Raw genomic sequence first — 21,548 nt, forward strand, 5'->3', positions numbered from 1 at the left:
GATACTCACAAAGAAACGCCGGGCAGTTCGCCCGGCGTTTTGCATTTCTGAGGGTCAGGCGCGAGTGGTGCCGTTGCCGCGCACCAGATACTTGAAGCTGGTGAGCTGGGTGGCACCCACGGGCCCGCGGGCATGCATCTTGCCGGTGGCAATGCCGATCTCGGCACCCATCCCGAATTCGCCGCCATCGGCGAATTGAGTCGAGGCATTGTGCATCAGGATGGCGCTGTCCAGCTCAGAAAAGAATTTCTGAACCGCGGCCTCATCCTCGGTGATGATGCAGTCGGTATGCTGGGAGTGATGGGTGCGGATGTGCTGGATCGCCTCGTCAATGTCCGCGACCTGTTTCGCCGCGATGATCGAATCCAGGTATTCCTTGCCCCAATCCTCGTCGCTGGCCGTAGCCATGCCATCCGGCCCCGGAAGACCTGCCTCGGCGCGGATCTCCACGCCAGCGCCGGACAGCGCCTCCAGCACTGCCTTGCCCAGCGTGTCCGCAATATCCTGATGGATCAGCAGGCACTCAGCAGCGCCGCAGATGCCGGTGCGCCGGGTTTTGGCGTTCAGCACCACGTCCAGCGCCTTTTGCGGATCGGCGGCCTTGTCGAGGTAGATGTGCACGATGCCTTCGAGATGGGCAAAGACCGGCACCCGCGCCTCGCGCTGGACCAGCCCGACCAGGCCCTTGCCGCCGCGGGGCACGATGACGTCGACAAATTCGGTCATGGTCAGAAGTTCCTGCACCGCGGCGCGGTCGCGGGTCGGAACCAGCTGCACGGCCTCTTCGGGCAGGCCTGCAGACTTCAGGCCCTCCGCCAGGCAGGCGTGGATCGCCTGGGAGGAATGGAAGCTTTCCGAGCCGCCGCGCAGGATCACTGCGTTGCCCGATTTCAGGCACAGCGCGCCGGCATCGGCGGTGACGTTGGGGCGGCTTTCGTAAATCACGCCGATTACCCCCAGCGGGGTGCGCACACGCTGGATTTTCAGGCCGGTGGGCTGTTCCCACTCTTCCATCACTTCGCCAACCGGATCGCGCTGGTCCGCCACCGCACGCAAGCCATCGACGATGCCCTGGATGCGGGCCTCGTCCAGCATCAGCCGGTCCATCATCGCGTCCGACAGGCCCTTGTTCCTGCCAAACTCCAGATCCTTGGAATTAGCTGCGATGATCTCCGCCCGGCGGCTCCAGACCGCCTCGGCAGCGCCGATCAGGGCCGCATGTTTGCGTTCAGCGCTGGCTGTCGCCAGGACTTGTGCCGCTTGCTTTGCACGTTTGCCAAGCTCCGCCATCACGGCGGGGATATTCTCATTGTCTTTCATATGTCTCGCGCCCTTGCCGGTCCCTGTCTGGCACTTCAGTGCTTGCCGGCTGGAATAACCTATCAGGTGGTCTGATCAAAGCGCCATATCATCGCGGTGGATCAGGGCCGCGCGGCCGGGATAGCCCAGCGTGGCCTCGATCTCCTTCGAATGGCGCCCCTGGATGGCGCGGGCCTCGTCGGCGGTGTAGCGCGACAGTCCCTGCCCCAGCTTGCGCCTGTCTGGGCCGAGGATGGCCAGCGGATCACCGCGGCCAAAGTCACCCTCCACGTGACGGACGCCTGCGGGCAGCAGGCTTTTGCCGGACATCAGCGCGCGTGCCGCGCCGTCATCAATTGTCAGAACACCGCGCGTCTTCATCGCCGCGATCCAATGCTTGCGCGCAGCCTGCGGATCACCCTGCCCCGCAAACCAGGTGCAAGGTGCTCCTTCCTCTAGCGTTTTCAAGGGGTTCAATGGAGAACCTTCAGTAATCGCCATGGTGCAGCCTGCGGCAGTAGCCATTTTGGCCGCCAGCAGTTTGGTGATCATGCCGCCCTTTGACAGGCCGGAAACACCATCGCCCGCCATCGCCTCGATCTCGGGCGTGATCTCGTCAATGCGGTCGAAGCGTTTGGCATCCGGGTCCAGCGCTGGGTTCCCGCTGTAGAATCCGTCGACATCTGACAGCAGGATCAGACAATCGGCGCCAACGGTCACGGCCACCTGGGCGGCCAGACGGTCATTGTCGCCATAGCGGATCTCATCCGTGGCGATGGTGTCATTTTCGTTGACGATGGGCACCGCGCCCATGCTCAGCAGCGTCTCCAGCGTCGCGCGGGAGTTCAGGTAACGGCGGCGGTTCTCGCTGTCTTCCAACGTCACCAGCACCTGCGCGGTGGTGATCCGGTGCGGCGCCAGCGCCTCTTCATAGGCGCGTGCCAAGCGGATCTGGCCGACGGCGGCGGCGGCCTGGGATTGTTCCAGCGGCAAGTCTGCACGGGGCAGCCCCAGCACGCCACGGCCCAAGGCGATGGACCCGGAGGACACCAGAACCACATCGGTGCCGCGGGATTTCAGCCAGGCGACATCATTGGCCAGCGAGTGCAGCCAGCCGGCTCGCAGCTCTCCGGTGTCCCGGTCGACCAGCAGCGCCGAGCCGATCTTGACAACAATCCGTTTGGCCGAACTCAGGGCTGCCAAGGCTCTTCCTCCTCAGCGGGTTTCATCCGCACGCGGTCATCGTCGATTTCGGCACGCACAGCGCGCAGCACCTCGTTCAGCCCTTCGCGGCTGACGCCGGACATCATCATCACCGGCCCGCCCACGGCGGCTTCCAGCGCGGCGCGTTTCTCGTCCCGCTCCTCAGGGTCGAGGGCGTCGACCTTGTTCAGAGCGGTGATGCGGGGTTTGGTGGCCAGTTCGCCGCCATAGGCCTCGAGCTCACCAATGATGGTTTCGTAATCCTCCACCACCGTTTCCGAGGTGCCGTCCACCAGGTGCAGCAGCACCGCGCAGCGTTCGACATGGCCTAGGAACCGGTCGCCGATGCCGCGGCCCTCATGCGCGCCTTCGATCAGGCCGGGAATGTCGGCCACCACGAATTCGGTGTTGTCGATCCCCACGACGCCCAGGTTCGGGTGCAGGGTGGTAAAGGGGTAATCGGCGATCTTGGGGCGCGCGTTGGAGGTCGCCGCCAGAAAGGTCGACTTGCCTGCGTTCGGCAGGCCCAAAAGCCCCGCATCGGCAATCAGCTTGAGCCGCAGCCAGATGGTGCGCTCGACGCCCTCCTGCCCCGGGTTGGCGCGGCGCGGCGCCTGGTTGGTGGCGGACTTGAAGTGCAGGTTGCCAAAGCCGCCATTGCCGCCCTTGGCCAGCAGCACACGCTGGCCGGGTTCGGTCAGGTCGGCCAGAACGGTTTCCTGATCCTCGTCCAGGATCTCGGTCCCCACGGGGACCCGCAGGATGATGTCGTCGCCGTCCTTGCCGGTGCGCTGGCGGCCCATGCCAGACTGGCCGTTCTTGGCAAAGAAATGCTGCTGGTAGCGGAAGTCGATCAGGGTGTTCAGCCCCTCGGTGACCTCAGCCCAGACCGAGCCGCCCTTGCCGCCGTCGCCGCCGTCCGGGCCGCCAAATTCGATGTACTTTTCACGCCGGAAGCTGACGCAGCCGTTCCCGCCGGCGCCCGAGCGGATATAGACCTTTGCCAGATCGAGGAATTTCATGACAGCTCCTTAATGCGGCAGGGTCTTGCTGCCTGCCCGCGCAGTACAAGTGTCCCGCCAAGGCCCGGGGCTTTGACGGGAATGTTTCGTTTGCCTTACCGCAAAGCGCGCGCCGCGCCAATCACAGTTTTCGGCTGTAGGTCCAGGTTGGGACAGTGGCATCGCGCGCGACGGAAAAGCTCTCGGCGTCGCCAAGGTAGTCAAAGCCGCAATGGATCAGCACACGGGCCGAGGCGGGATTATCCTGAAACACCGAGGCGAACATCGCCGCGTTGTTTTGCGGATTTGCATCGACAAGCGCCTTGAGTGCCGCAGAGGCTAGCCCGGTATTCCAAAACGGCGGCGCGGTCCAATAGGACACCTCCGACTGGTTGCGGTCCATCCGCTTGAGGCCGATCACACCCTTCAGTTCGGCGTCGCCATCAACGGTGCCGTCAATCACCCAGACATCCTCGTCGCGGTCATCCGCCATGGCGCGCGCCACAAAGGCTTCTGCCGCGCCGGGCGGCAGCGGGTGCGGGATCGACCGGGTCATGCGGGCGACGCGTTCATCGCTGACATAATGCTCGATCAGACCGGCGTCAGATTTTCGCAGCGGCCGCAGAATGAAACGCTCGGTTTCGATCACCTGCTGGCACACGATTTGATCCAGGTTCATGAATGTGCTCCTCCTCTGCCGAATTTGTACGGGCGGACAATGCCCTGTTTTTTATGGCGGCCAATTTCAGATGGGCACGCCCTGCCCCGACGGCAAGACGCACCCCCTTCAAATGGGGCAAAACTTCCCGTTGGCCGGGCGTGAACACCCGGGAGCGGCAGCGCTGCATTGCGGGCAATGGCCCCTGCAGGAAAAATCATCAGATACTCGCTTACGCAAAACAGAAAAGGGGACCGGCTATATAGCCGATCCCCCTAAAGACTTCTTTACCCTTCGGGTCGGCTTACTCAGCGGCCTCCGCCACTGGGAGAACCGATACAAAGGTGCGGCCTTTCAGGCCTTTGCGGAAGCTTACAGCACCGTTAGCAGTGGCAAACAGAGTGTGGTCCTTGCCAATGCCCACGCCTTCGCCCGGCCAGAACTTGGTGCCGCGCTGACGCACGATGATGTTGCCTGCGATGGCCGCCTGGCCACCGTAGAGTTTCACGCCAAGGCGGCGACCGGCAGAGTCGCGGCCGTTACGGGAGGAACCGCCAGCTTTTTTATGTGCCATTCTCTCTCTCCTTAGCCTTTGGCCAGCTCTTTGGCCTGCTCAACCCACTCGGGCTTCACTTTGATTGCCTCGATACCAGCAATGTCGTCTTCGGACAAGGCTGCGATCTGGGCAAAGCTGGTGAGGCCTGCTTCTGCCAGTTTCTTGGCAGCTGCGGGGCCGACGCCGGTCAGCTTGGTCAGGTCGTCTGCGCCTGCAGCAGCTTCAGCGGCCGGGGCAGCTTTGGCAGCGGCTTTCGGAGCAGCTTTGGTTGCACCCGATGCCAGGATCTCGGTGATCCGGACCAGGGTCAGTTTCTGACGGTGGCCTTTGGTGCGCTTGGAGGAGTGCTTCCGGCGGCGCTTCACAAAGTTGATCAGCTTTTCGCCTTTGATCTGGTCGATCACTTCTGCCTTCACGGCAGCGCCTTCCACCAGCGGAGCGCCCACAACGGGTGCGTCGCCGCCAAGCATCAGAACTTCGTCGAACTGGATGGTGTCGCCAGCATCTGCAGCAAGCTTTTCAACGCGGAGCACATCGCCCGCCTGAACCTTGTACTGCTTGCCGCCAGTCTTGAGGACCGCAAACATGTGCGTCTTTCCTTTTCTTACCGCGTCCTACGGCCCCCCTTGCGGGCGTTCCGGCTGATGCCGCCTCGAACAGCGCGCCCGTTTGCAGGGCGGATTACAAGTGAATCCCGGCACGCGGATTCCGGGCCGGGATGCGGGCTTATGGTTCGGAATGCCAAGGCTGTCAACCGTTTTCCACAGGTAGCGCCAATGGCTTGCCGGGTTCAGATATCCTGCCCCGGTGTCAGCTCCGCCATCCGGTGGGCCAGTTCCTCAAAGCGGTTGGCGGTGATTTCATATTGCACCGCATTCAGCAGCTCGTAGACCCGCTGCATCGGCGCCTCCTCCAGCGCCTCGACATAGGTCTGGACCTCGGCGTCGGTGAACTCCTGATAGGTGTAGGCAGAGGCCGCCAGGCTGGAGGCCTGCAGGCTGAGGCGCAGGTCCCCTTCCTGCTCCTTCATCAGCGCCCGAAGGCCGTCTGCGTCCAGTTCCAGTTCGATCACACCGGCAGCGGCGGCGGCCATCAGAAAGCGGAACTGGATCTGCTGCAGCGCCTTTACGCCGGTGCCGGCCGCATCAATGGCCGTTCCCATGCGCTGGTACATGGCAACACGCTCGCTGCCTTCCTTGACCAGATCGGAGATGATCCGGTTGCCCGCCAGCTGCTTTACCTCGTCATCTTCAACCATGTGGGAGGCGTTTTCCGCCCGCACCAGGCGCTTGCCCAGATCGCTGGCGTAAAAGGCTGCGGCATGGTCCAGCGCCTCATCGTCCAGGGTCTTCTCCAGGATTTCCAGGGCAAGCCCGCGCATTTCCCGTGTATCGAACACTTCTTCGGACAAGGCGGTCCACTGGCTGCCAAAGGCACCGGTATCGAAACCCAGCATTTCCGGCGCGCTTGAGGCGGACAGCGCAATACTGTCGAGCGCCACATCAAACCCGGTCACCTCCAAGAACGTCTTCACCCGCTCCCTGTCTGCAGCCAAAGCCGGCAGGGCCGCCATGGCCAAACACAGCACAGCAAGGAAACGCACGAGCACAGCGGGGATTGGGGTAATCATCTGCATAGGGCAAATCTAGGCAAAAACCTTTGGCTGGCAACGGAAATCCGGCTTTTTTTGGCAAAGGCGCATTTCGCCCTTGCGCCGGTCCGGAATCAACATTAAACCGCGCCTCACCCCCCGCGGAGAGGTGCCGGAGTGGTCGAACGGGGCGGTCTCGAAAACCGTTGTGGGTGCAAGCCCACCCAGGGTTCGAATCCCTGTCTCTCCGCCACTTTCCCCCTGAGATCGCGACACTCTACAAAGAACGACGCGCAATAGCATGCTGCTTATACTATCAGGCGGTCTTTCCATTGAACAACAGATGGGTTCGTTTGCAAATAGACCAAAATAGTTTTCCGCATTCGGCAAACAAGTCTGCTTAGGCCAGCACGTCTTTCCGCCCAGCTCCCATTCGGCCCATTGCCACCATTGGTGGATCGTGCGGCGAGTGTCAGGTCCCCTCTCTGCCTAACGCGGTTTCCACATTTGTGTCACTTGGTCTGGTCGTCTTTTTGAGGCTCCGTGTCGGAAGCGGTGAAATCTCATGCGAACTTCACAAGTAGCATACCTTCAATAACGCACCTTATCGGACATTGAAGCGGGTCAGCGGACCCGACGCAGAGCGGCTTTCAAACTGGTGGTGTGACCGAAGGAAAATAATCGTGGCTAAACTACTTGATCCGTTTCAGCTCAAGCACCTGACGCTGCGCAACCGTATCGTAAGCACATCTCATGCTCCCAACTATGTCGAGGACGGCCACCCGCGGGACCGCTACAGGCTGTATCACGAAGAGAAGGCCAAGGGTGGCGTTGCCCTGACCATGATCGGAGGATCGACCAATATCGCCCCCGACAGCCCCTCTGTGTTCGGCCAACTCTATGCTGGCGACGACAGTATCATTCCCTGGTTCCGGAAGCTCACGGATGGCGTTCACGCGCACGGGGCCGCTGTCATGTGCCAGATCACCCATATGGGTCGCCGAACCGCTTGGGACGACGGGCATTGGCTGCCGGTTCTGGCACCCTCCGGAGTCCGCGAACGCGCACACCGCGCCTTTCCCAAAGTGATGGAACAAGAGGACATCGACCGGGTGATCGGCGATTTTGCCGCCGCGGCGCGGCGCTGTCAGCAAGGCGGGTTCGATGGGATCGAGATTCTGTCCCACTCGCACCTGCTGGGCCAGTTTCTGTCCCCCCTGACCAACCAACGCGACGATGACTATGGTGGACCTTTGGAGAACCGCATGCGCCTGACCCTGCAGGTTCTGGACGCCGTGCGCGCAGAGGTCGGCCCGAAGTTCATTCTGTCCATGCGCATCACCGGCGATGAGTTGACCGAGGGCGGGCTGAACGCCGAGGACTGCGTCGCCGCCGCCCGGATGCTGGAGGACAGTTGCCATGTCGACCTGCTCAACATCCTGGCCGGGGCGCCCTACGATGACCTTGGTCTTGCGGAATGGGTGCGCCCTATGGGCCTGCCCGCCGCCCCGCATATCACCGTGGCCGGGCGCATTCGCGAGGCCGTCAGCCTGCCGATCCTGCACGCAGGTGGCATCGCCGACATCGCAACCGCCCGCCACGCGGTTTCCGGCGGCCATGTCGATCTGGTGGGCATGACGCGCGCGCAGATGGCCGATCCCTATCTGGTGGCAAAACTCGCACGCGGGGAAGAGGAACGCATCCGCCCCTGTGTCGGCCTCGGGTATTGCGTGGACCGGGTCAATCAGGGCAAGCCCGCCGTATGCGGGCACAATGCCGCCACCGGGCGGGAGCAAACTTTGCCCCATGTCATTCCGGCCAGCAGCACCCGAAGGAAGGTGGTTGTTGTCGGCGGCGGGCCTGGCGGCCTGGAGGCCGCGCGGGTCAGTGCCCTGCGCGGTCACGATGTTGTTCTGTTCGAGGCGTCAGACCGGCTGGGTGGGCAGCTCGTTCTGGCCGCCAAGGGCATGACACGCAGGCAGGTCTGGGGCGTTGCCGACTGGCTGATTTCCGAGGTGACCGCACTCGGCGTTGGCCTCCGCCTGAATACCTATGCCGAAGCTGCTGACGTGCTCGCGGAGGCCCCGGATCTGGTCATCATTGCCACCGGCGGCTGGCCAGGGCCATTGGCCATCCCCGGCGGCGATCTGGCGCTCTCCAGCTGGGAGGTGCTTTCCGGAGAAGCGCGTGTCTCGGGCGAGGTGCTTTTGTTCGACGAGGTCGGCGACCACCCCGCCGCGGTCACGGCCGACACGCTCGCAGGCGCCGGTTACAGCGTCGAGTTTGTGACCCCCGACCGGGCGCTTCTGCATGACCTTGGCCCAACGGTCTCAGCCGTCGCCTTGCGCGATCTGGCCGCCAATGGCGTTACCTTCACCTGCCTTCAAGAACTCCACACTCTGACACGCGAGGGAAACCAGGTTCGCGTCTGCCTGCGCCATGTATTGACGGGCGATATCACCGAACGTTTTGTCGACCACGTGGTCGTCGAGCATGGCTTGACCCCAATAGATGAGCTCTATCATGACCTTAAGCCAAGCTCGCGAAACCTTGGACAGATCGACCACAAAGCGCTGATCAATGGCGTGTTCCCGTTCAAGGACGAAGAGCAGACCGGCCAGTTTCATCTGGCTCGCATTGGTGACGCAGTCGCAGGCCGCAATATGCACGCCGCAATTCTCGACGCCTTGCGTATTTGCAATTTGGTCTGAACAAAACCACGCGCATCTATTGCTGAAGGTGGGGAGCGGACGTTCAAGCAGAACGCAGAGAATGGCCGGAAACCGCCCTTTCAGAAAGACTCCTCCCTATTGAGCGAGCGCTCAATAGGCGCATCCAGCTCCGCTTACTGTGACACTTTTCTATGACACCCCTGCCTTCTTTCTGTGCCGAGATTGCCTAATCCACCGTCACAAAGTCCTTATTTTATTGATGTAAACCTTCTGCGCACGTCCTCGGAAACGGTCTCGAAAACCGTTGTGGGTGCAAGCCCACCCAGGGTTCGAATCCCTGTCTCTCCGCCACTTTCCCCTATAGACCGCCTCCCAATCAACACGTGCTTCCCCCACGGAATGATGCTTCGCGTTTGCCCCTGCCGCTTGGACTGCCGATAGCAGCTTGCCTGAAAGTCTTTATCTAACACCACTCAATTAAACGAAAAAAGGCCGGACGTTTCCGTCCGGCCTACGGCTATTCGTGCCTTGCGCGGATCAGGCGCGGCGGCGGCGTCCGCCGGCGCGGCCGCCACGGCCGCGGGTCTCTTCACCTTCGGCTGCCGGCGGCTTGTTGAACTTGATCCAATCACCGCCGTGCGGGTCGTTGTTGGTCAGCAGGTTGGCGGCACGGATGGCCTCCATTTCCTTGCCGGCGCGCGGCTGGGTCGATCCCAGGCCGAACATGGTCACAAACGCCTCGTCATCCATGCCTTCCGGCAGGATGATGCCGGCCGCTTCGACCAGGGCCTTCTTTTCGGCGATTGCCTTCTGTGTAACCGGCAGCGCCACCGGGTTCATGATCGCGGAGGTCATGCCCGCACCCATTGCCATTGGCAGGAAGGCGTTGTTGATGCCGTGACGGTTCGGCAGGCCGAAGGAGATGTTGGACGCACCGCAGGTGGTGTTCACGCCCAGTTCTTCGCGCAGGCGGCGGACCAGGGCGAACACCTGCTGGCCAGCGGTCGCCATGGCGCCGATCGGCATCACCAGCGGGTCAACCACGATGTCATGCGCAGGGATGCCGAAATCGGCTGCGCGCTCGACGATCTTCTTGGCCACCGCGAAACGGACATCGGGGTCTTCCGAGATGCCGGTGTCGTCGTTGGAGATCGCCACGACCGGCACGTTGTACTTCTTGACCAGCGGCAGAACGTGCTCCAGGCGCTCTTCCTCGCCGGTGACGGAGTTCAGCAGCGGGCGGCCTTCGGCTGCCTGCAGGCCGGCTTCCAGCGCGCCCGGAACCGAGGAGTCGATGCACAGCGGCACATCGGTGAGGCCCTGCACCAGCTCGACGATCTTGGTCATCAGCGGCGGCTCGGTCTCGTTCGGGTTCGGGTTCGAGTTGTAGACCACGCCCGCGTTGATATCGAGGATGTTGGCGCCAGCCATCACCTGGGCCAGCGCGTCCTTCTCGACGGTGGAGAAATCGCCCGCTTCCAGCTCGGCCGCCAGCTTCTTGCGGCCGGTCGGGTTGATGCGTTCGCCGATCACGCAGAACGGCTGATCAAAGCCCAGGATCGCGGTTTTGGTTTTTGATTCTACGACTGTACGGGTCATTGTTGATCCTTAGGAGTTGACCGGCTTCGCCGAGGCGCCGCCGTTGTTGATGGCCCAGGTGGCATTGCTCTTGATGCCGCCCAGCGGGAAGAAATGAACGTTGGTGATATTGAAATCCGGGTTTTCGGCCTTGTAGGCCGCCAGTTCGGCAACAACGTCGGTCGGCTCATAAGGCAGCAGCAGCTTGGACACGTCCATTGCGCGCTTCTGCAGGACCTTCAGCGACGGACCCACGCCGCAGGCAATCGCGAATTTGATCAGGGTCTGCAGCTTGGCCGGGCCGGCGATGCCGATGTGGATCGGCAGGTCAACACCTGCCGCCTTGAGGCCGTTTGCCCACGCAATGATCGGCTTGGCTTCGAAGGCGAACTGGGTGGCCAGCGCCATCTTGGCGTCGGTGCGCTCGGAGAATTTCTGCTTCCACTGCACTGCTTCGGAGACGTTCTTGGTGGAGCCGTCCGGGTCGATGTCCTTGTTGCCTTCCGGGTGGCCGGCAACGTGCAGGTTGGTGAAACCAGCTTTGTCGAACAGGCCGGTTTCCAGCAGCTGCATGGAGCTGTGGAAGTCGCCATGCGGCTTGGCCACGCCGCCAGCCAGCATCAGCGCCTGCTTGACGTCGGCTTCGCCCTGGTAGCGGGCAATCCAGTCGGCCAGGGTGGCCTCGTCCTTGATGATACGCGCCGGGAAGTGCGGCATCACCGGGAAGCCTTCGGCGTTGAGGCGCTTGGCGGTGGCCACCATGTCCTCGATCGGGGTGCCTTCGATGTGCGCGATGTAAACGCGGGTGCCGGCCGGCAGCAGGTCGCGGAAATCGTCGACCTTCTCGGCGGTGCGCGGCATCACCTCGATCGAATAGCCCTGCAGGAAGGCCTCGACCTGCGGGTTGACGGGCTGGGCAGCGCCAGAGTCACGTTTTTTAAAGTTCAGCAAAGCCATCACGGCCTCCCATAAGTGGTGTCAGGCTCACGCCCATCCGTCATTTGCGATCAGCGCCTTCAGGCGGTCCTGATCGTATTCCGTTTCCAGGCGGGTTGCTTCGGCCTCGGCAATCTCGGCAGCCTCGCCCTCGGCAGCAAACGGCTCGGCCTTGCGCCACTCGGCAAGATAGGCGTCTGCGTCCTTGGCGTTCACCTTCATGGCCGCGCGGTCGATGGCCTGCTCGAACCGCTCTTCGAGCTGCCGTTTGGCGCCGCGGCGGCCTTTGCCAACGATGACCTGCGCGGGGATATCGCGCCAGTATACGATCGTAACGTCGGGCATGCCTTGCTTTCCTCCTAGCCTGGATAGACCACGTTCTAGTGCGGTGGCGCTCAGTAAGTTGGTCGATTTTCGACAACACGATGGGATTGAGCGACGTTTTGCTGCCGGGACACTAGCTTTGTGCACCTTCGAATGCCACAGGGGTTTTCCGCCAAAATATTCATGTGGATTATGAGAAACCCGCTAGGCGGCGGAAATTGCTCCGCTTCTGGCGGCTGGAGCTTGCACCGCCGCAGCTGCGCACCTATTGTCACAGTTAACACGATAATCGGAGGGCGTGAATCATGGCGCCCAGGCGCTCGAAAGGTGCGGGCGCGTTTCCCAAGGCGGTTGAGACCCCTGCACCGGCCCGGCCCGATCCCGACGCGCTGTATGCGGCGCTGGATCTGGGTACAAATAGCTGCCGCATGCTGATCGCCCAGCCCAAGGGCAGCGGCATTCATGTGGTGGACAGTTTCTCCAAGTCGGTGCAATTGGGCGCCGGGCTGGAGCGGACCGGACGGCTGTCGCGGTCTTCGATGGCGCGCACCATTCAGGCGCTGCGGATCTGTCAGCAGAAACTGAAACGCAACAAGGTCAAACGGATGCGGCTGGTGGCGACCGAGGCCTGCCGCCGGGCGAAGAACGCGCGCGATTTTATCCGGCAGGTGAAACGGGAGACCGGCCTGACGCTGGAAATCATCCAGCCGGAGGAAGAGGCGCGGCTTGCGGTAATCTCCTGCGCGCCCTTGGTTTCGACCAAAACGGAACAGCTGCTGGTCGTCGATATCGGCGGCGGCTCGACCGAGCTGGTGTGGATCGATATCTCCTCGGTGCCGCGGCGCGACCGGCCGTCGGCCATCATGCGGCTGCATAACGGGTTCCACACGACCGAGAGCCCCTTCCCGGCGGCCAAGGTGGTGGACTGGATTTCCGTGCCGCTGGGGGTGGCAACCTTGCGCGATCAGTTCAACGATGTGGAGGATGATGCCGCCCGCTTTGCACTGATGAGCTGGTTCTTTGAGGAAAACCTGGCGGATTTTGCGCCCTACAAGGACGAGCAGACGCGCGAGGGCTTTCAGATCGTTGGCACCTCCGGCACCGTGACAACAGTTGCCGCATCGCATCTGGGGCTCAAACGCTATGACCGCACCAAGGTGGACGGTCTGCGGATGACCAGCGATCAGATTGACAAGGTGATCCGGGGTTATCTAGAACTCGGCCCTCAGGGCCGCCGCCGCGACCCCCGCATCGGCGAGGACCGGCAGGCTCTGATCATGTCCGGCTCCGCCATCCTGCAAGCGCTGCTGCGCTGCTGGCCCACCGACCGGCTGTCGGTTGCGGACCGCGGGCTGCGCGAGGGCCTGCTCTATGCGCAGATGAGCGCGGATGGCGTTCTGGAGGACGGCCCCTACTAGGCGGGGCCGGAAAAATTGGATTTTTCCGGGCCGGAATTTTTTGCAAAATTCCGCACCCCGGCGCAAATGGTGGCGGAAATGGCTAAGACACCGACAGGTAAAAACACATCCGGTCGCGGACAGCGCGACCTGAAGGTCAAGGTGAAGTCGGCCCGCGGACGCAAGCTCAGCTCGACCCGCTGGCTGCAGCGGCAGTTGAACGACCCCTATGTAAAACGGGCCCAGGCCGAGGGTTACCGCGGCCGCGCCGCCTACAAGATCATGGAGCTGGACGACAAATTCCGGTTCCTGGTCAATGGTGCCCGTGTTGTCGACCTGGGCTGCGCGCCGGGCGGCTGGGCCCAAGTTGCGGTCAAGCGGATCAATGCCCTGGGGGAAAAGCCGGGCAAGGCGGTCGGCCGCATCATCGGCGTCGACCTGCAGGAGGTCGAGCCGCTGGCGGGGGCCGAATTCCACCAGCTCGACTTCATGGACGACGGCGCCGACGACAAGGTCAAGGAATGGCTGGGCGGCAAGGCGGATGTGGTGATGTCGGACATGGCGGCGGCCAGCTCCGGCCACAAGCAGACCGACCATCTGCGGATCATCTCGCTGTGCGAAACCGCGGCCTATTTTGCCTTTGACGTGCTGGAAGAGGGCGGCACCTTTGTCGCCAAGGTTCTGGCCGGCGGTGCCGAGGGCGAGCTTCAGAAGCTGCTGAAGCAGAAGTTCACAAAGGTGATGAACATGAAGCCGCCCTCCTCGCGGTCGGACAGCTCCGAGAAATTTGTCGTCGCCACTGGATTCCGCGGCTAAGCGGGATCAGACAGGCCGGTTGTGCGGGGTTGTCAGCGACCGGCTTGCCAGCGTGCGCAGCAGGATCGCTTCCTCGCCGTCGTCATCAGTCAGCCGCGAGACCCGCAGCTTGCGGCTGACGCGGCTGGCCATTTCACGCTGGCGCATCAGCTCGAACAGGCGCATGTCGCGCAGTTTGCTTTGCAGTTTTGTCATGATGGCCCCTTCTGGTTACGCTGCTTTCTTGCAGAGGTAAAAGGGGATTGAGCCGGAAGCTGGGCTCAATTGTGGCAAGGCTGCCTTATTGTTGCAAATACGGAAACAGTTGCACAAAACCCGCAGATGTCAGATCCGTCCCATCCCGTTGGCCATGTCTATCAGCGCCCCGTTGAATTCAGCCCCCAGGATCAGAATGACCGAGTTCAGATAAAGGAAGATCATTGCCGCCATTGCTCCGGCGAGGCCGGCATAAGTGGCTGAGTACTGAGCAAACGAGCTCACATAGATCGCAAAACCGCTGCCGCAGGCCAGCCACAGCAGCAGGGTCAGCACCGCGCCCGGCAGGATCCGCCGCAGCCGGTGCACCCGGCCTGGCAGCAGGATGTGAAAGGCCAGCACCGCGCCGACGGGCAGCGCCAGTGCCAGGATACCGCTCAGCCCCTGCTCCCAGCCCTGCGGCACGGTGGCAAAGGGCAGCAGCTTGGTGATGTGCCGCACATACAGCGGCAGGAAAACCTCGAAAAAGGCCACTGCCAGAACGCCTGCCCCACCCATGATGACCAGCCCGATGCACAAGGCCCGCGCGCGCCAGAACGGCCGGGTGTCGGTGTCATGATAGGCCTGCACCATGGCCACCCGCACCGCATCAACACCGTTGGACGCAAAGTAGAGCGCGAACAGGCCCCCCAAGGTCACAAGCTGGGTGTTTGATGTTCGCAGCACCGCCTTCAGTTCGGTCAGAATTGGCCGCGCCACGGCGTCCGGCCAGACGCTGAAAACCTGCTCGGTCATCAGGTCCATCTCCACCTCTTGCGACAGCATCTCGGCGACCGTGCCCGCCAGCGCAACCGTGAACAGAACAAAAGGAAACAGCGCCAGCATCATCGACATCGCGATATGGCTGCTCATGACCCAGCCGTTCTTCCGGTCGAAACGGCGGGCGGCGGTCAGCAAAGCTGCGGGCCAGCGGCTCAGAGGGGGCAGGATCGGCATGCAGGCAAGGTTCCACAGCCGCCGGCAAATATCCAGCAGCAATGACCCTTTATGCGGTTTTACTGATCCCTGTAGCATAACCGCCTATGGCGTGCAGGCGGTTCGCATACTAGGTAAATGCAAAGGTGCTAATTCGGGGTTCCGGAATGTTCTGGCTAATTTTCAGCACGGGCGTGCTGATCGCAACCTGGACGGCGGCCGGGCTGGCCGCCCTGAGCGCGGCCCGGACGGCCCGCACACCGCAAGGAGCAATCGGCTGGGTGGTGTTCCTGCTGGCAGCGCCAGTCGTTGCCCTGCCCGCTTACATGATCTTCGGGCATCACAGGTTCAGAGGTTATTGGAAAGCCCGCCGCCGCGCGGAACAGGCGGTGATTGCCACCCGCAATTATACCAGCGCCCAATCTGAGGACGCACATGAACTGCCGGTCAACACCAGCCCGTTTGAAGTGATTGCCGGCATGAACGTGTGCCGCGGCAATGGCATGACGCTGCTTGCCGATGGTCCGGAAACCTTCAAAGCCATCTTCGAGGCTGTTGAAAACGCACAGGAATACATCCTTGTGCAGTATTATATCCTGCATGCGGACGACTTGGGCATGGCGCTGCAAAAACGGCTGATCGCCGCGGCAGAGCGCGGGGTGACCATCTGGTTCATGACCGACAGCATCGGCAGCCGCAAGCTGCCGCGCGCCTACACCAGCGCGCTGGAGGACGCCGGTGTCAATCTCATCGACCCGGCGGTTCAGCGGGGCCCCTGGCACCGGCTGCGGATCAACTTCCGCAATCACCGGAAAACCGTTGTCGTGGACGGCCGCATCGGGTTTACCGGCGGCCTGAACGTCGGGGATGAATATATGGGGCTTGACCCCGCTTTTGGTCCGTGGCGCGACACCCATGTGCGCCTCACCGGTCCAGTGGTTCAGCAGCTTCAGCTTTCGTTTGCGGAAGACTGGCACTGGCGCACCCAGGAACCGGTTCTGGACTTGCTGAACTGGGAAGCTTCCGTTTCGCCGCAGGACCGCCCGGCCCTGATTGCCTCCACCGGGCCCGGTGACACCACCGGCAACGGCTCGATGCTCTACTTCTCCGCCATTTCTGCGGCGGAGGAGAGAGTGTGGCTGGCCTCGCCCTATTTCGTTCCGGATCAGGATGTCTTTGCCGCCTTGAAGCACGCGGCGTTGCGCGGACTGGATGTCCGGATCCTGTTGCCGGAAACCGTCGATCATGTCCTGCCTTGGCTTGCATCTTTTGCCTATTTCGACGAACTGCGGGACGCAGGCGTGCGCATTATGCGCTACCAGGGCGGCTTCATGCATCAGAAGTGCTTTGTGGTTGATGACACGATCTCAGGTGTTGGCACCGCCAATCTGGACAACCGCTCCTTCCGCCTGAATTTTGAGACGATGGCGCTGTTCTTCGACCAGAATTCCGCCACGCAAATTGCAGCAATGCTGGGTCAGGATTTTCAACGCTCTACCGAGCTTAGCGTGCCGCTGGAGCGCCAGAAACTCAGCATCCGGCTGCTGGCCCCGGTGGCCCGGCTGCTGGCTCCGGTGCTTTAATCCTCGTGGTCATCCGTCTGGCCATTCAGGGAAAACAGCCGTCCCATAGCGCTGACCAGAAAGGCCGTGCTGATGCCGAAGCCGAACAGCCCGGTTACGGCTGCAAAGGCGGCAAAGATCCGCAGCGCCGGCCCCAGCACCACATCTCCGTAGCCCAGCGTGGTATAGGTCGCGAGCGAGAAATAGACGGAGGTGTTCCAGTCATCAAGCGCGCCAACCAGAACAAAGGCCGAGGACCAGATCCACACCTGAGCAGTGTGGCCGCCAAGAATGATGAAGATCGCTGCCACCAGCATCAGGCCGATCTGCCATCGCCGGTAGGGTTTGGCAAAGCGGGCGGACAGCTTGTTCAGAACTGACGCACACCAGACCAGAACCGAGATCTCCAGGATCAGACAGACGCTCAGATAGATCGAGCCCCACAGCAACTGGTTCCACAGTGTCATTCCGGCCCTCGTGTCCGTCGGTAGCCTGGCCACTCCTGGCCGCTCAATTGGTTTCTGTTCTTAAACACTTGTATCAAGGATCGCCAGCAGCGGGCATCCGGCCCTGTCTTTGTGCCGCACTGGACTTCCAAGGGCCAGAGGTATTGAGTGCATTTGCAGGAACGGACGGCCAAACGCCGGAGGATGCCGCAGGATGGTTCTGAAAATCCGCAACGTGACCAAGGCTTATCCTGGCCAAACCGCAGAAACCGCGGTGCTGCGCGGCGTCTCCCTGGACCTGGCAGCCGGAACCAGCCTGGCCCTGACGGGTGACAGCGGTTCCGGCAAAAGCACCCTGCTGCACCTGGCCGGAGCGCTGGACCATTTCGACAGCGGCGAGATCGAGGTCGGAGAGACGCGTCTCTCAGACCTCGGCGACAGCCAGCGCGCGGCGCTTCGCAGGCAAGATGTTTCTTCTGTTTTCCAGCAATTTAACCTGATCCCTTCACTCGCCGTCCGGCAGAACATCTCACTGCATGCGCGGCTTGGGGGCCGCTGGGACGCGGTTTGGGGCCAGCAGCTGGCAGACCGTCTCGGCCTGTCCGCGCTTCTTGACCGCTATCCGGAGCAGCTTTCAGGCGGCCAGCAGCAACGGGTTGCAATCGGGCGCGCCCTTGCTTTGCGTCCCAAACTGCTGCTGGCCGATGAGCCGACCGGGAACCTGGACGAGACCGCCAGCGCGGCGGTGATGGAGCTGATGCTGGAGCTGGTCCGGGAAAGCGGTGCCGCACTGTTCCTTGTCACGCATTCCGCGGCCATTGCACAGATGCTGGACCGGCAGCTGCACCTCAAACACGGCAAGGCGGCATGATCCGCGCCGCGCTGACAGCCATTCTGTCCCATTGGCGGCGCCACCCGCTGCAGCTGGCGACATTGATCATCGGGCTGGCTTTGGCGACTGGCCTGTGGTCGGCAGTTCAGGCGATCAATGGCGAGGCCCGCGCCAGCTATGCCCGGGCGGCGGAGCAGCTGGGCACGGCCGGGGCTGACCGGCTGGTGCCGGATAGCGGCGGTATCCCGCTGCACCAGTATGCAGACCTGCGCCGGGCGGGCTGGACCCTGGCGCCGGTGCTGGAAGGCACCATCAGGTTCGGGCGGCAAAGCTTTGATATCATGGGCGTTGATCTGCTCAGCCATCCGCTGGTCGCGGACTTGGCAGCGGCTGCAGAACAGGACGGCGCGCCGCCATTGGACGCGCTGCTGTCGCCGGGCCGCTTCTTTGCGCATCCGGACACTGCGGCGGAGCTTGCGGCCGTACAACAGCAGCACCCGGTCAGCCAAACAAGCGCCTTGCCCCGCGGTGTGCTGGTGGCCGATTTAAGCCTGGCCAGCCGCCTGCTGAAACAGCCGGACACGCTGAGTTACCTGCTGGTCTTTCCAAACCAGATCCCAGGCCTGGCACCGCTGGCAGAGCTCGCCCCAGGGCTTTCCCGCGTTGCCGCCCAAAGCGCAGCGGCGGATACCGCGCGGCTCACCGACAGTTTTCACCTCAACCTGACCGCCTTTGGCCTGCTTTCCTTCGCGGTCGGGCTGTTTATCGTGCAGGGCACCATCACCCTCAGCCTGGAGCAGCGCCGCGGGTTGATCAGAACGCTGCGCGGGCTTGGTGTGCCGATGCAAGTCCTGGCCGGCCTGTTTGCCGCGGAACTGGCGGCGGTTGCTTTGATCGCGGGCGCGGCAGGTCTGGCAGGCGGCTATCTGGTAGCGGCGGCGCTCTTGCCGGACGTCAGCGCGACGCTGGCCGGGCTGTACGGGGCGCCGGTCGATGGCAGCTTGTCCCTGCGCCCGGGCTGGGTGCTGTCCGGGCTGGCCATGGCGCTTGGCGGTACATTCCTGGCCGGGGCAAAGGCGCTTTTCGAGATGTGGCGGATGCCGCTTCTGGCGGCACCAGCGACCCTGGCCCGCGGGCAGCAGGCTGGCCGGTCGCATTTATTGTCTGCTGCCGCCGGTGTCGCTTGCATCGTGGCAGGCTGCACAATTCTCGCAATTTTCCAAGGACTTGTCGCAGGCTTCTTTTTCCTTGGCGGCCTGATGCTGGGCGCTGCTTTGCTGCTGCCCTTGCTGATTTCCGCAGGCCTCCGGCTGGGCGCGCGGCTGGCCCGGCGTCCATATGCGGAATGGCTTTGGGCCGATACGCGCGCCCAGCTGCCGGGCATGTCGCTTGCGCTGATGGCGCTGCTGCTGGCGCTGGCGACCAATATCGGCGTAGGAACAATGGTTTCCAGTTTCAGGCTCACCTTCGTGGGCTGGCTGGACCAGCGCCTGGCGGCTGAGGTTTACGTCACCGCCGGAAGCGACGCCCAGGGCGCAGAGATTGCGCATTGGCTCGACAGCCAAGGGATTACTGCGCTGCCCATCCGCCGCAGCGATGTTCGGTTCAAAGGGGCGCCGCTGCGGATCTATGGCGTGGTGGACGATGCGACTTACCGGGAAAACTGGCCGCTGCTGGAGGCCCTGCCGCAAGTTTGGGACCGGCTGGCGGCCGGAGAGGCTGTGCTGGTCAACGAGCAGCTTGCCCGCCGCCACGATCTGGCACCTGGCGGAATGCTCCAGCTAGAGCCCGGATGGGAGCTGGCCATCGCCGGGATCTATTCCGACTATGGCAACCCCAATGGCCAGGCTCTCGTCGCGCTGCACCAGTTGCTTGCCCGCGCACCTGATGTTCCTAACCGGCAGTTCGGCCTGCGGCTGCCGCCGGAGGAGGTTCCGCAGCTTGTCAGCGCCATGCGGGAGCGGTTTGAAATCCTGAGGGAAAACATCATCGATCAGGCGAGCCTCAAGGCGCGGTCACTGGCCGTGTTTGACCAGACATTTGTCATCACTGCAGCGCTCAACCTGCTGACGCTTGGGGTGGCTGCCTTTGCCATGCTGACGAGCCTGCTGACCTTGTGGAGCCAGCGCCTGCCGCAGCTGGCGCCGGTCTGGGCAATGGGGCTCAGCCGCCGCCAGCTGGCCGCAACCGAAGTGCTGCGCAGCCTCTTGCTCGCCGCGATCACCGCGGTGCTGGCGTTGCCGCTGGGGCTGATCCTGGCCTGGGCGCTGCTGGCGGTGATTAATGTCGAGGCCTTTGGCTGGAAGCTGCCCATGCATGTATTCCCGGGCGACTGGCTGCGGCTGTTCCTGCTGGCGCTGCTGGCCGCCGTGGTGGCCGCCGCCCTGCCCGCGCGCCGGCTCAGCCGGCTGGATCCGGCCGAACTGCTCAAGGTGTTTGCCAATGAACGCTAGAATTACACTCGCGCTTGTTTTCGCTGGTTGCGCTTCGGCTGCGCAGCCTCAAGGCTATGCCGGGTTGGGCACCGAGGCTGAAGGTTTTGCCATTCCGCAGCGAGGCCACCAGTTGACCTTTCCGGAAGACCACGGAGCGCACCCGGATTTCCGTATTGAATGGTGGTACTTGACCGCAAATCTTGAAGGCGCGGATGGCCAGGATTACGGCATCCAGTGGACGCTGTTCCGCTCGGCGCTCGCACCGGGCGAAGGCAATGGCTGGCAGAGCCCGCAGATCTGGATGGCCCATGCGGCGGTGACCGGGCCGGATCAGCACCTGTTTGCCGAACGCATTGCGCGCGGCGGCATCGGCCAGGCAGGTGTCACATTACAGCCCTTCGTGGCCTGGATCGACAACTGGCAGATGGCTTCCACCGGAAAATCTCTTGAGAGCCTGAAGCTTACGGCCTCGGGTGAAACCTTCTCCTATGATCTTCAGCTCACGGCGGATGGGCCTCTGGTGCTGCATGGGGAGGACGGCTACTCCGTCAAATCCGCAAGCGGCCAGGCGAGCTATTACTACTCCCAGCCGCATTACCAGATCACCGGCACCGTGACGCTTCCGGACGGTGCGGTTGAGGTCACGGGCCATGGGTGGCTCGACAGGGAATGGTCCAGCCAGCCGCTGGCTGAGGATCAAAGCGGGTGGGACTGGTTTTCGCTCAGCTTTGAGAGCGGTGCCAAACTGATGGGGTTTGTCCTACGGGGTGAAAGCGGTGATTTCACTTCCGGCACCTGGATTTCTGCTGATGGGACGGCTGAGCCGCTTGAGCCGGGGACCTTTCAGGCCAATCCTCTGGAATTCAGCGAGGTACAGGGCCGGAGGATCCCGACACGCTGGAGCGCAAGCCTGCCGCAGAAAGGTGTTTCCGTGGAAGTCCAGGCACTTAACCCTCAAAGCTGGATGGGCACCTCGTTTTCGTATTGGGAGGGGCCTGTTGCTGTCACCGGCAGCCACACCGGCAAAGGCTACCTTGAAATGACCGGGTACGAATAAGGGCGCCCGAAGGCG

20 protein-coding genes and 1 tRNA gene are annotated in these 21,548 nt (G+C 62.7%); 8 read left to right on the plus strand and 13 right to left on the minus strand.

Going from position 1 to position 21,548, the window contains the following annotated elements:
* Positions 1-54: 54 nt before the first annotated feature.
* From ACFMBG_RS14415 to ACFMBG_RS14445, 7 genes are all read right to left on the minus strand, one after another.
* Entirely contained in the window at positions 55-1,320 is a 1,266-nt protein-coding gene (locus ACFMBG_RS14415) for a glutamate-5-semialdehyde dehydrogenase (RefSeq protein WP_421055397.1), read from the minus strand.
* A gap of 75 nt (positions 1,321-1,395) precedes the next feature.
* On the minus strand, positions 1,396-2,502 hold the full coding sequence (proB, locus tag ACFMBG_RS14420; RefSeq protein ID WP_421055398.1) for a glutamate 5-kinase: 1,107 nt from the start codon (positions 2,500-2,502) through the stop codon (positions 1,396-1,398).
* Positions 2,490-3,524, minus strand: a complete 1,035-nt coding sequence (gene obgE, locus ACFMBG_RS14425) for a GTPase ObgE (protein ID WP_421055399.1) — start codon at positions 3,522-3,524, stop codon at positions 2,490-2,492. Before obgE ends, proB begins: the two co-directional genes overlap by 13 nt.
* A 121-nt stretch (positions 3,525-3,645) precedes the next feature.
* Positions 3,646-4,182, minus strand: a complete 537-nt coding sequence (locus tag ACFMBG_RS14430) for a GNAT family N-acetyltransferase (RefSeq protein WP_421055400.1) — start codon at positions 4,180-4,182, stop codon at positions 3,646-3,648.
* Positions 4,183-4,465: 283 nt separating this feature from the next.
* Positions 4,466-4,735, minus strand: a complete 270-nt coding sequence (gene rpmA / locus ACFMBG_RS14435) for a 50S ribosomal protein L27 (protein WP_421055401.1) — start codon at positions 4,733-4,735, stop codon at positions 4,466-4,468.
* Between the two features lie 11 nt (positions 4,736-4,746).
* The gene (gene rplU / locus ACFMBG_RS14440; protein WP_421055402.1) at positions 4,747-5,304 is read right to left on the minus strand and encodes a 50S ribosomal protein L21; all 558 of its coding nucleotides are present in this window, start codon (positions 5,302-5,304) and stop codon (positions 4,747-4,749) included.
* Positions 5,305-5,507: 203 nt separating this feature from the next.
* Positions 5,508-6,353, minus strand: coding sequence for a DUF2059 domain-containing protein (locus tag ACFMBG_RS14445; protein ID WP_421055403.1), 846 nt, complete (start codon positions 6,351-6,353; stop codon positions 5,508-5,510).
* 118 nt (positions 6,354-6,471) lie between these two features.
* Between ACFMBG_RS14445 and ACFMBG_RS14450 the strand changes: the two genes are divergently transcribed.
* Both ACFMBG_RS14450 and ACFMBG_RS14455 read left to right on the plus strand, forming a co-directional pair.
* Positions 6,472-6,561 (plus strand) — tRNA-Ser (locus ACFMBG_RS14450).
* A 430-nt stretch (positions 6,562-6,991) separates the two neighbouring features.
* Positions 6,992-9,019, plus strand: a complete 2,028-nt coding sequence (locus ACFMBG_RS14455) for an oxidoreductase (protein ID WP_421055404.1) — start codon at positions 6,992-6,994, stop codon at positions 9,017-9,019.
* A 498-nt stretch (positions 9,020-9,517) separates the two neighbouring features.
* Here ACFMBG_RS14455 and ACFMBG_RS14460 read toward each other — a convergent pair whose 3' ends face one another.
* Genes ACFMBG_RS14460 through ACFMBG_RS14470 form a run of 3 tightly spaced genes read right to left on the minus strand, consistent with a single transcriptional unit; the run spans position 9,518 to position 11,839 of the window.
* Positions 9,518-10,579 (minus strand): methyltetrahydrofolate cobalamin methyltransferase, encoded by a 1,062-nt coding sequence (locus ACFMBG_RS14460; protein WP_421055405.1) that lies wholly within the window; start codon positions 10,577-10,579, stop codon positions 9,518-9,520.
* Between the two features lie 9 nt (positions 10,580-10,588).
* Positions 10,589-11,515: a methylenetetrahydrofolate reductase gene (locus tag ACFMBG_RS14465; RefSeq protein ID WP_421055406.1), complete on the minus strand. Its 927-nt coding sequence runs from the start codon at positions 11,513-11,515 to the stop codon at positions 10,589-10,591.
* A gap of 27 nt (positions 11,516-11,542) precedes the next feature.
* Entirely contained in the window at positions 11,543-11,839 is a 297-nt protein-coding gene (locus ACFMBG_RS14470) for a virulence factor (protein WP_222475782.1), read from the minus strand.
* Between the two features lie 284 nt (positions 11,840-12,123).
* Between ACFMBG_RS14470 and ACFMBG_RS14475 the strand changes: the two genes are divergently transcribed.
* Both ACFMBG_RS14475 and ACFMBG_RS14480 read left to right on the plus strand, forming a co-directional pair.
* Positions 12,124-13,236 (plus strand): Ppx/GppA phosphatase family protein, encoded by a 1,113-nt coding sequence (locus ACFMBG_RS14475; RefSeq protein ID WP_421055407.1) that lies wholly within the window; start codon positions 12,124-12,126, stop codon positions 13,234-13,236.
* A gap of 78 nt (positions 13,237-13,314) precedes the next feature.
* On the plus strand, positions 13,315-14,031 hold the full coding sequence (locus ACFMBG_RS14480) for an RlmE family RNA methyltransferase (RefSeq protein WP_421055408.1): 717 nt from the start codon (positions 13,315-13,317) through the stop codon (positions 14,029-14,031).
* 6 nt (positions 14,032-14,037) lie between these two features.
* Here the strand turns inward: ACFMBG_RS14480 and ACFMBG_RS14485 are convergent, their stop codons facing one another.
* Together ACFMBG_RS14485 and ACFMBG_RS14490 are read right to left on the minus strand one after the other, a co-directional pair.
* Positions 14,038-14,226 carry a hypothetical protein gene (locus ACFMBG_RS14485; protein WP_421055409.1) on the minus strand — a complete coding sequence of 63 codons (189 nt, stop codon included), beginning with the start codon at positions 14,224-14,226 and terminating at the stop codon, positions 14,038-14,040.
* Positions 14,227-14,355: 129 nt separating this feature from the next.
* Positions 14,356-15,222, minus strand: a complete 867-nt coding sequence (locus tag ACFMBG_RS14490) for a YihY/virulence factor BrkB family protein (protein WP_421055410.1) — start codon at positions 15,220-15,222, stop codon at positions 14,356-14,358.
* A 146-nt stretch (positions 15,223-15,368) separates the two neighbouring features.
* Here ACFMBG_RS14490 and cls point away from each other — a divergent pair, with 146 nt between their 5' ends.
* Positions 15,369-16,784 (plus strand): cardiolipin synthase, encoded by a 1,416-nt coding sequence (gene cls / locus ACFMBG_RS14495; RefSeq protein WP_421055411.1) that lies wholly within the window; start codon positions 15,369-15,371, stop codon positions 16,782-16,784.
* Here the strand turns inward: cls and ACFMBG_RS14500 are convergent.
* Entirely contained in the window at positions 16,781-17,230 is a 450-nt protein-coding gene (locus ACFMBG_RS14500; protein WP_421055412.1) for an ion channel, read from the minus strand. The genes cls and ACFMBG_RS14500 overlap by 4 nt on opposite strands.
* Before the next feature lie 193 nt (positions 17,231-17,423).
* Here ACFMBG_RS14500 and ACFMBG_RS14505 point away from each other — a divergent pair, with 193 nt between their 5' ends.
* Genes ACFMBG_RS14505 through ACFMBG_RS14515 form a run of 3 tightly spaced genes read left to right on the plus strand, consistent with a single transcriptional unit; the run spans position 17,424 to position 21,533 of the window.
* The gene (locus tag ACFMBG_RS14505) at positions 17,424-18,080 is read left to right on the plus strand and encodes an ABC transporter ATP-binding protein (RefSeq protein ID WP_421055413.1); all 657 of its coding nucleotides are present in this window, start codon (positions 17,424-17,426) and stop codon (positions 18,078-18,080) included.
* Positions 18,077-20,494 (plus strand): ABC transporter permease, encoded by a 2,418-nt coding sequence (locus tag ACFMBG_RS14510; RefSeq protein WP_421055414.1) that lies wholly within the window; start codon positions 18,077-18,079, stop codon positions 20,492-20,494. The genes ACFMBG_RS14505 and ACFMBG_RS14510 overlap by 4 nt, the downstream gene beginning before the upstream one ends.
* Positions 20,484-21,533, plus strand: a complete 1,050-nt coding sequence (locus ACFMBG_RS14515; RefSeq protein WP_421055415.1) for a lipocalin-like domain-containing protein — start codon at positions 20,484-20,486, stop codon at positions 21,531-21,533. The genes ACFMBG_RS14510 and ACFMBG_RS14515 overlap by 11 nt, the downstream gene beginning before the upstream one ends.
* Positions 21,534-21,548 lie beyond the last annotated feature (15 nt).

It is taken from the genome of Leisingera coralii (genome assembly GCF_049056525.1).
GTDB lineage: Bacteria > Pseudomonadota > Alphaproteobacteria > Rhodobacterales > Rhodobacteraceae > Leisingera > Leisingera coralii.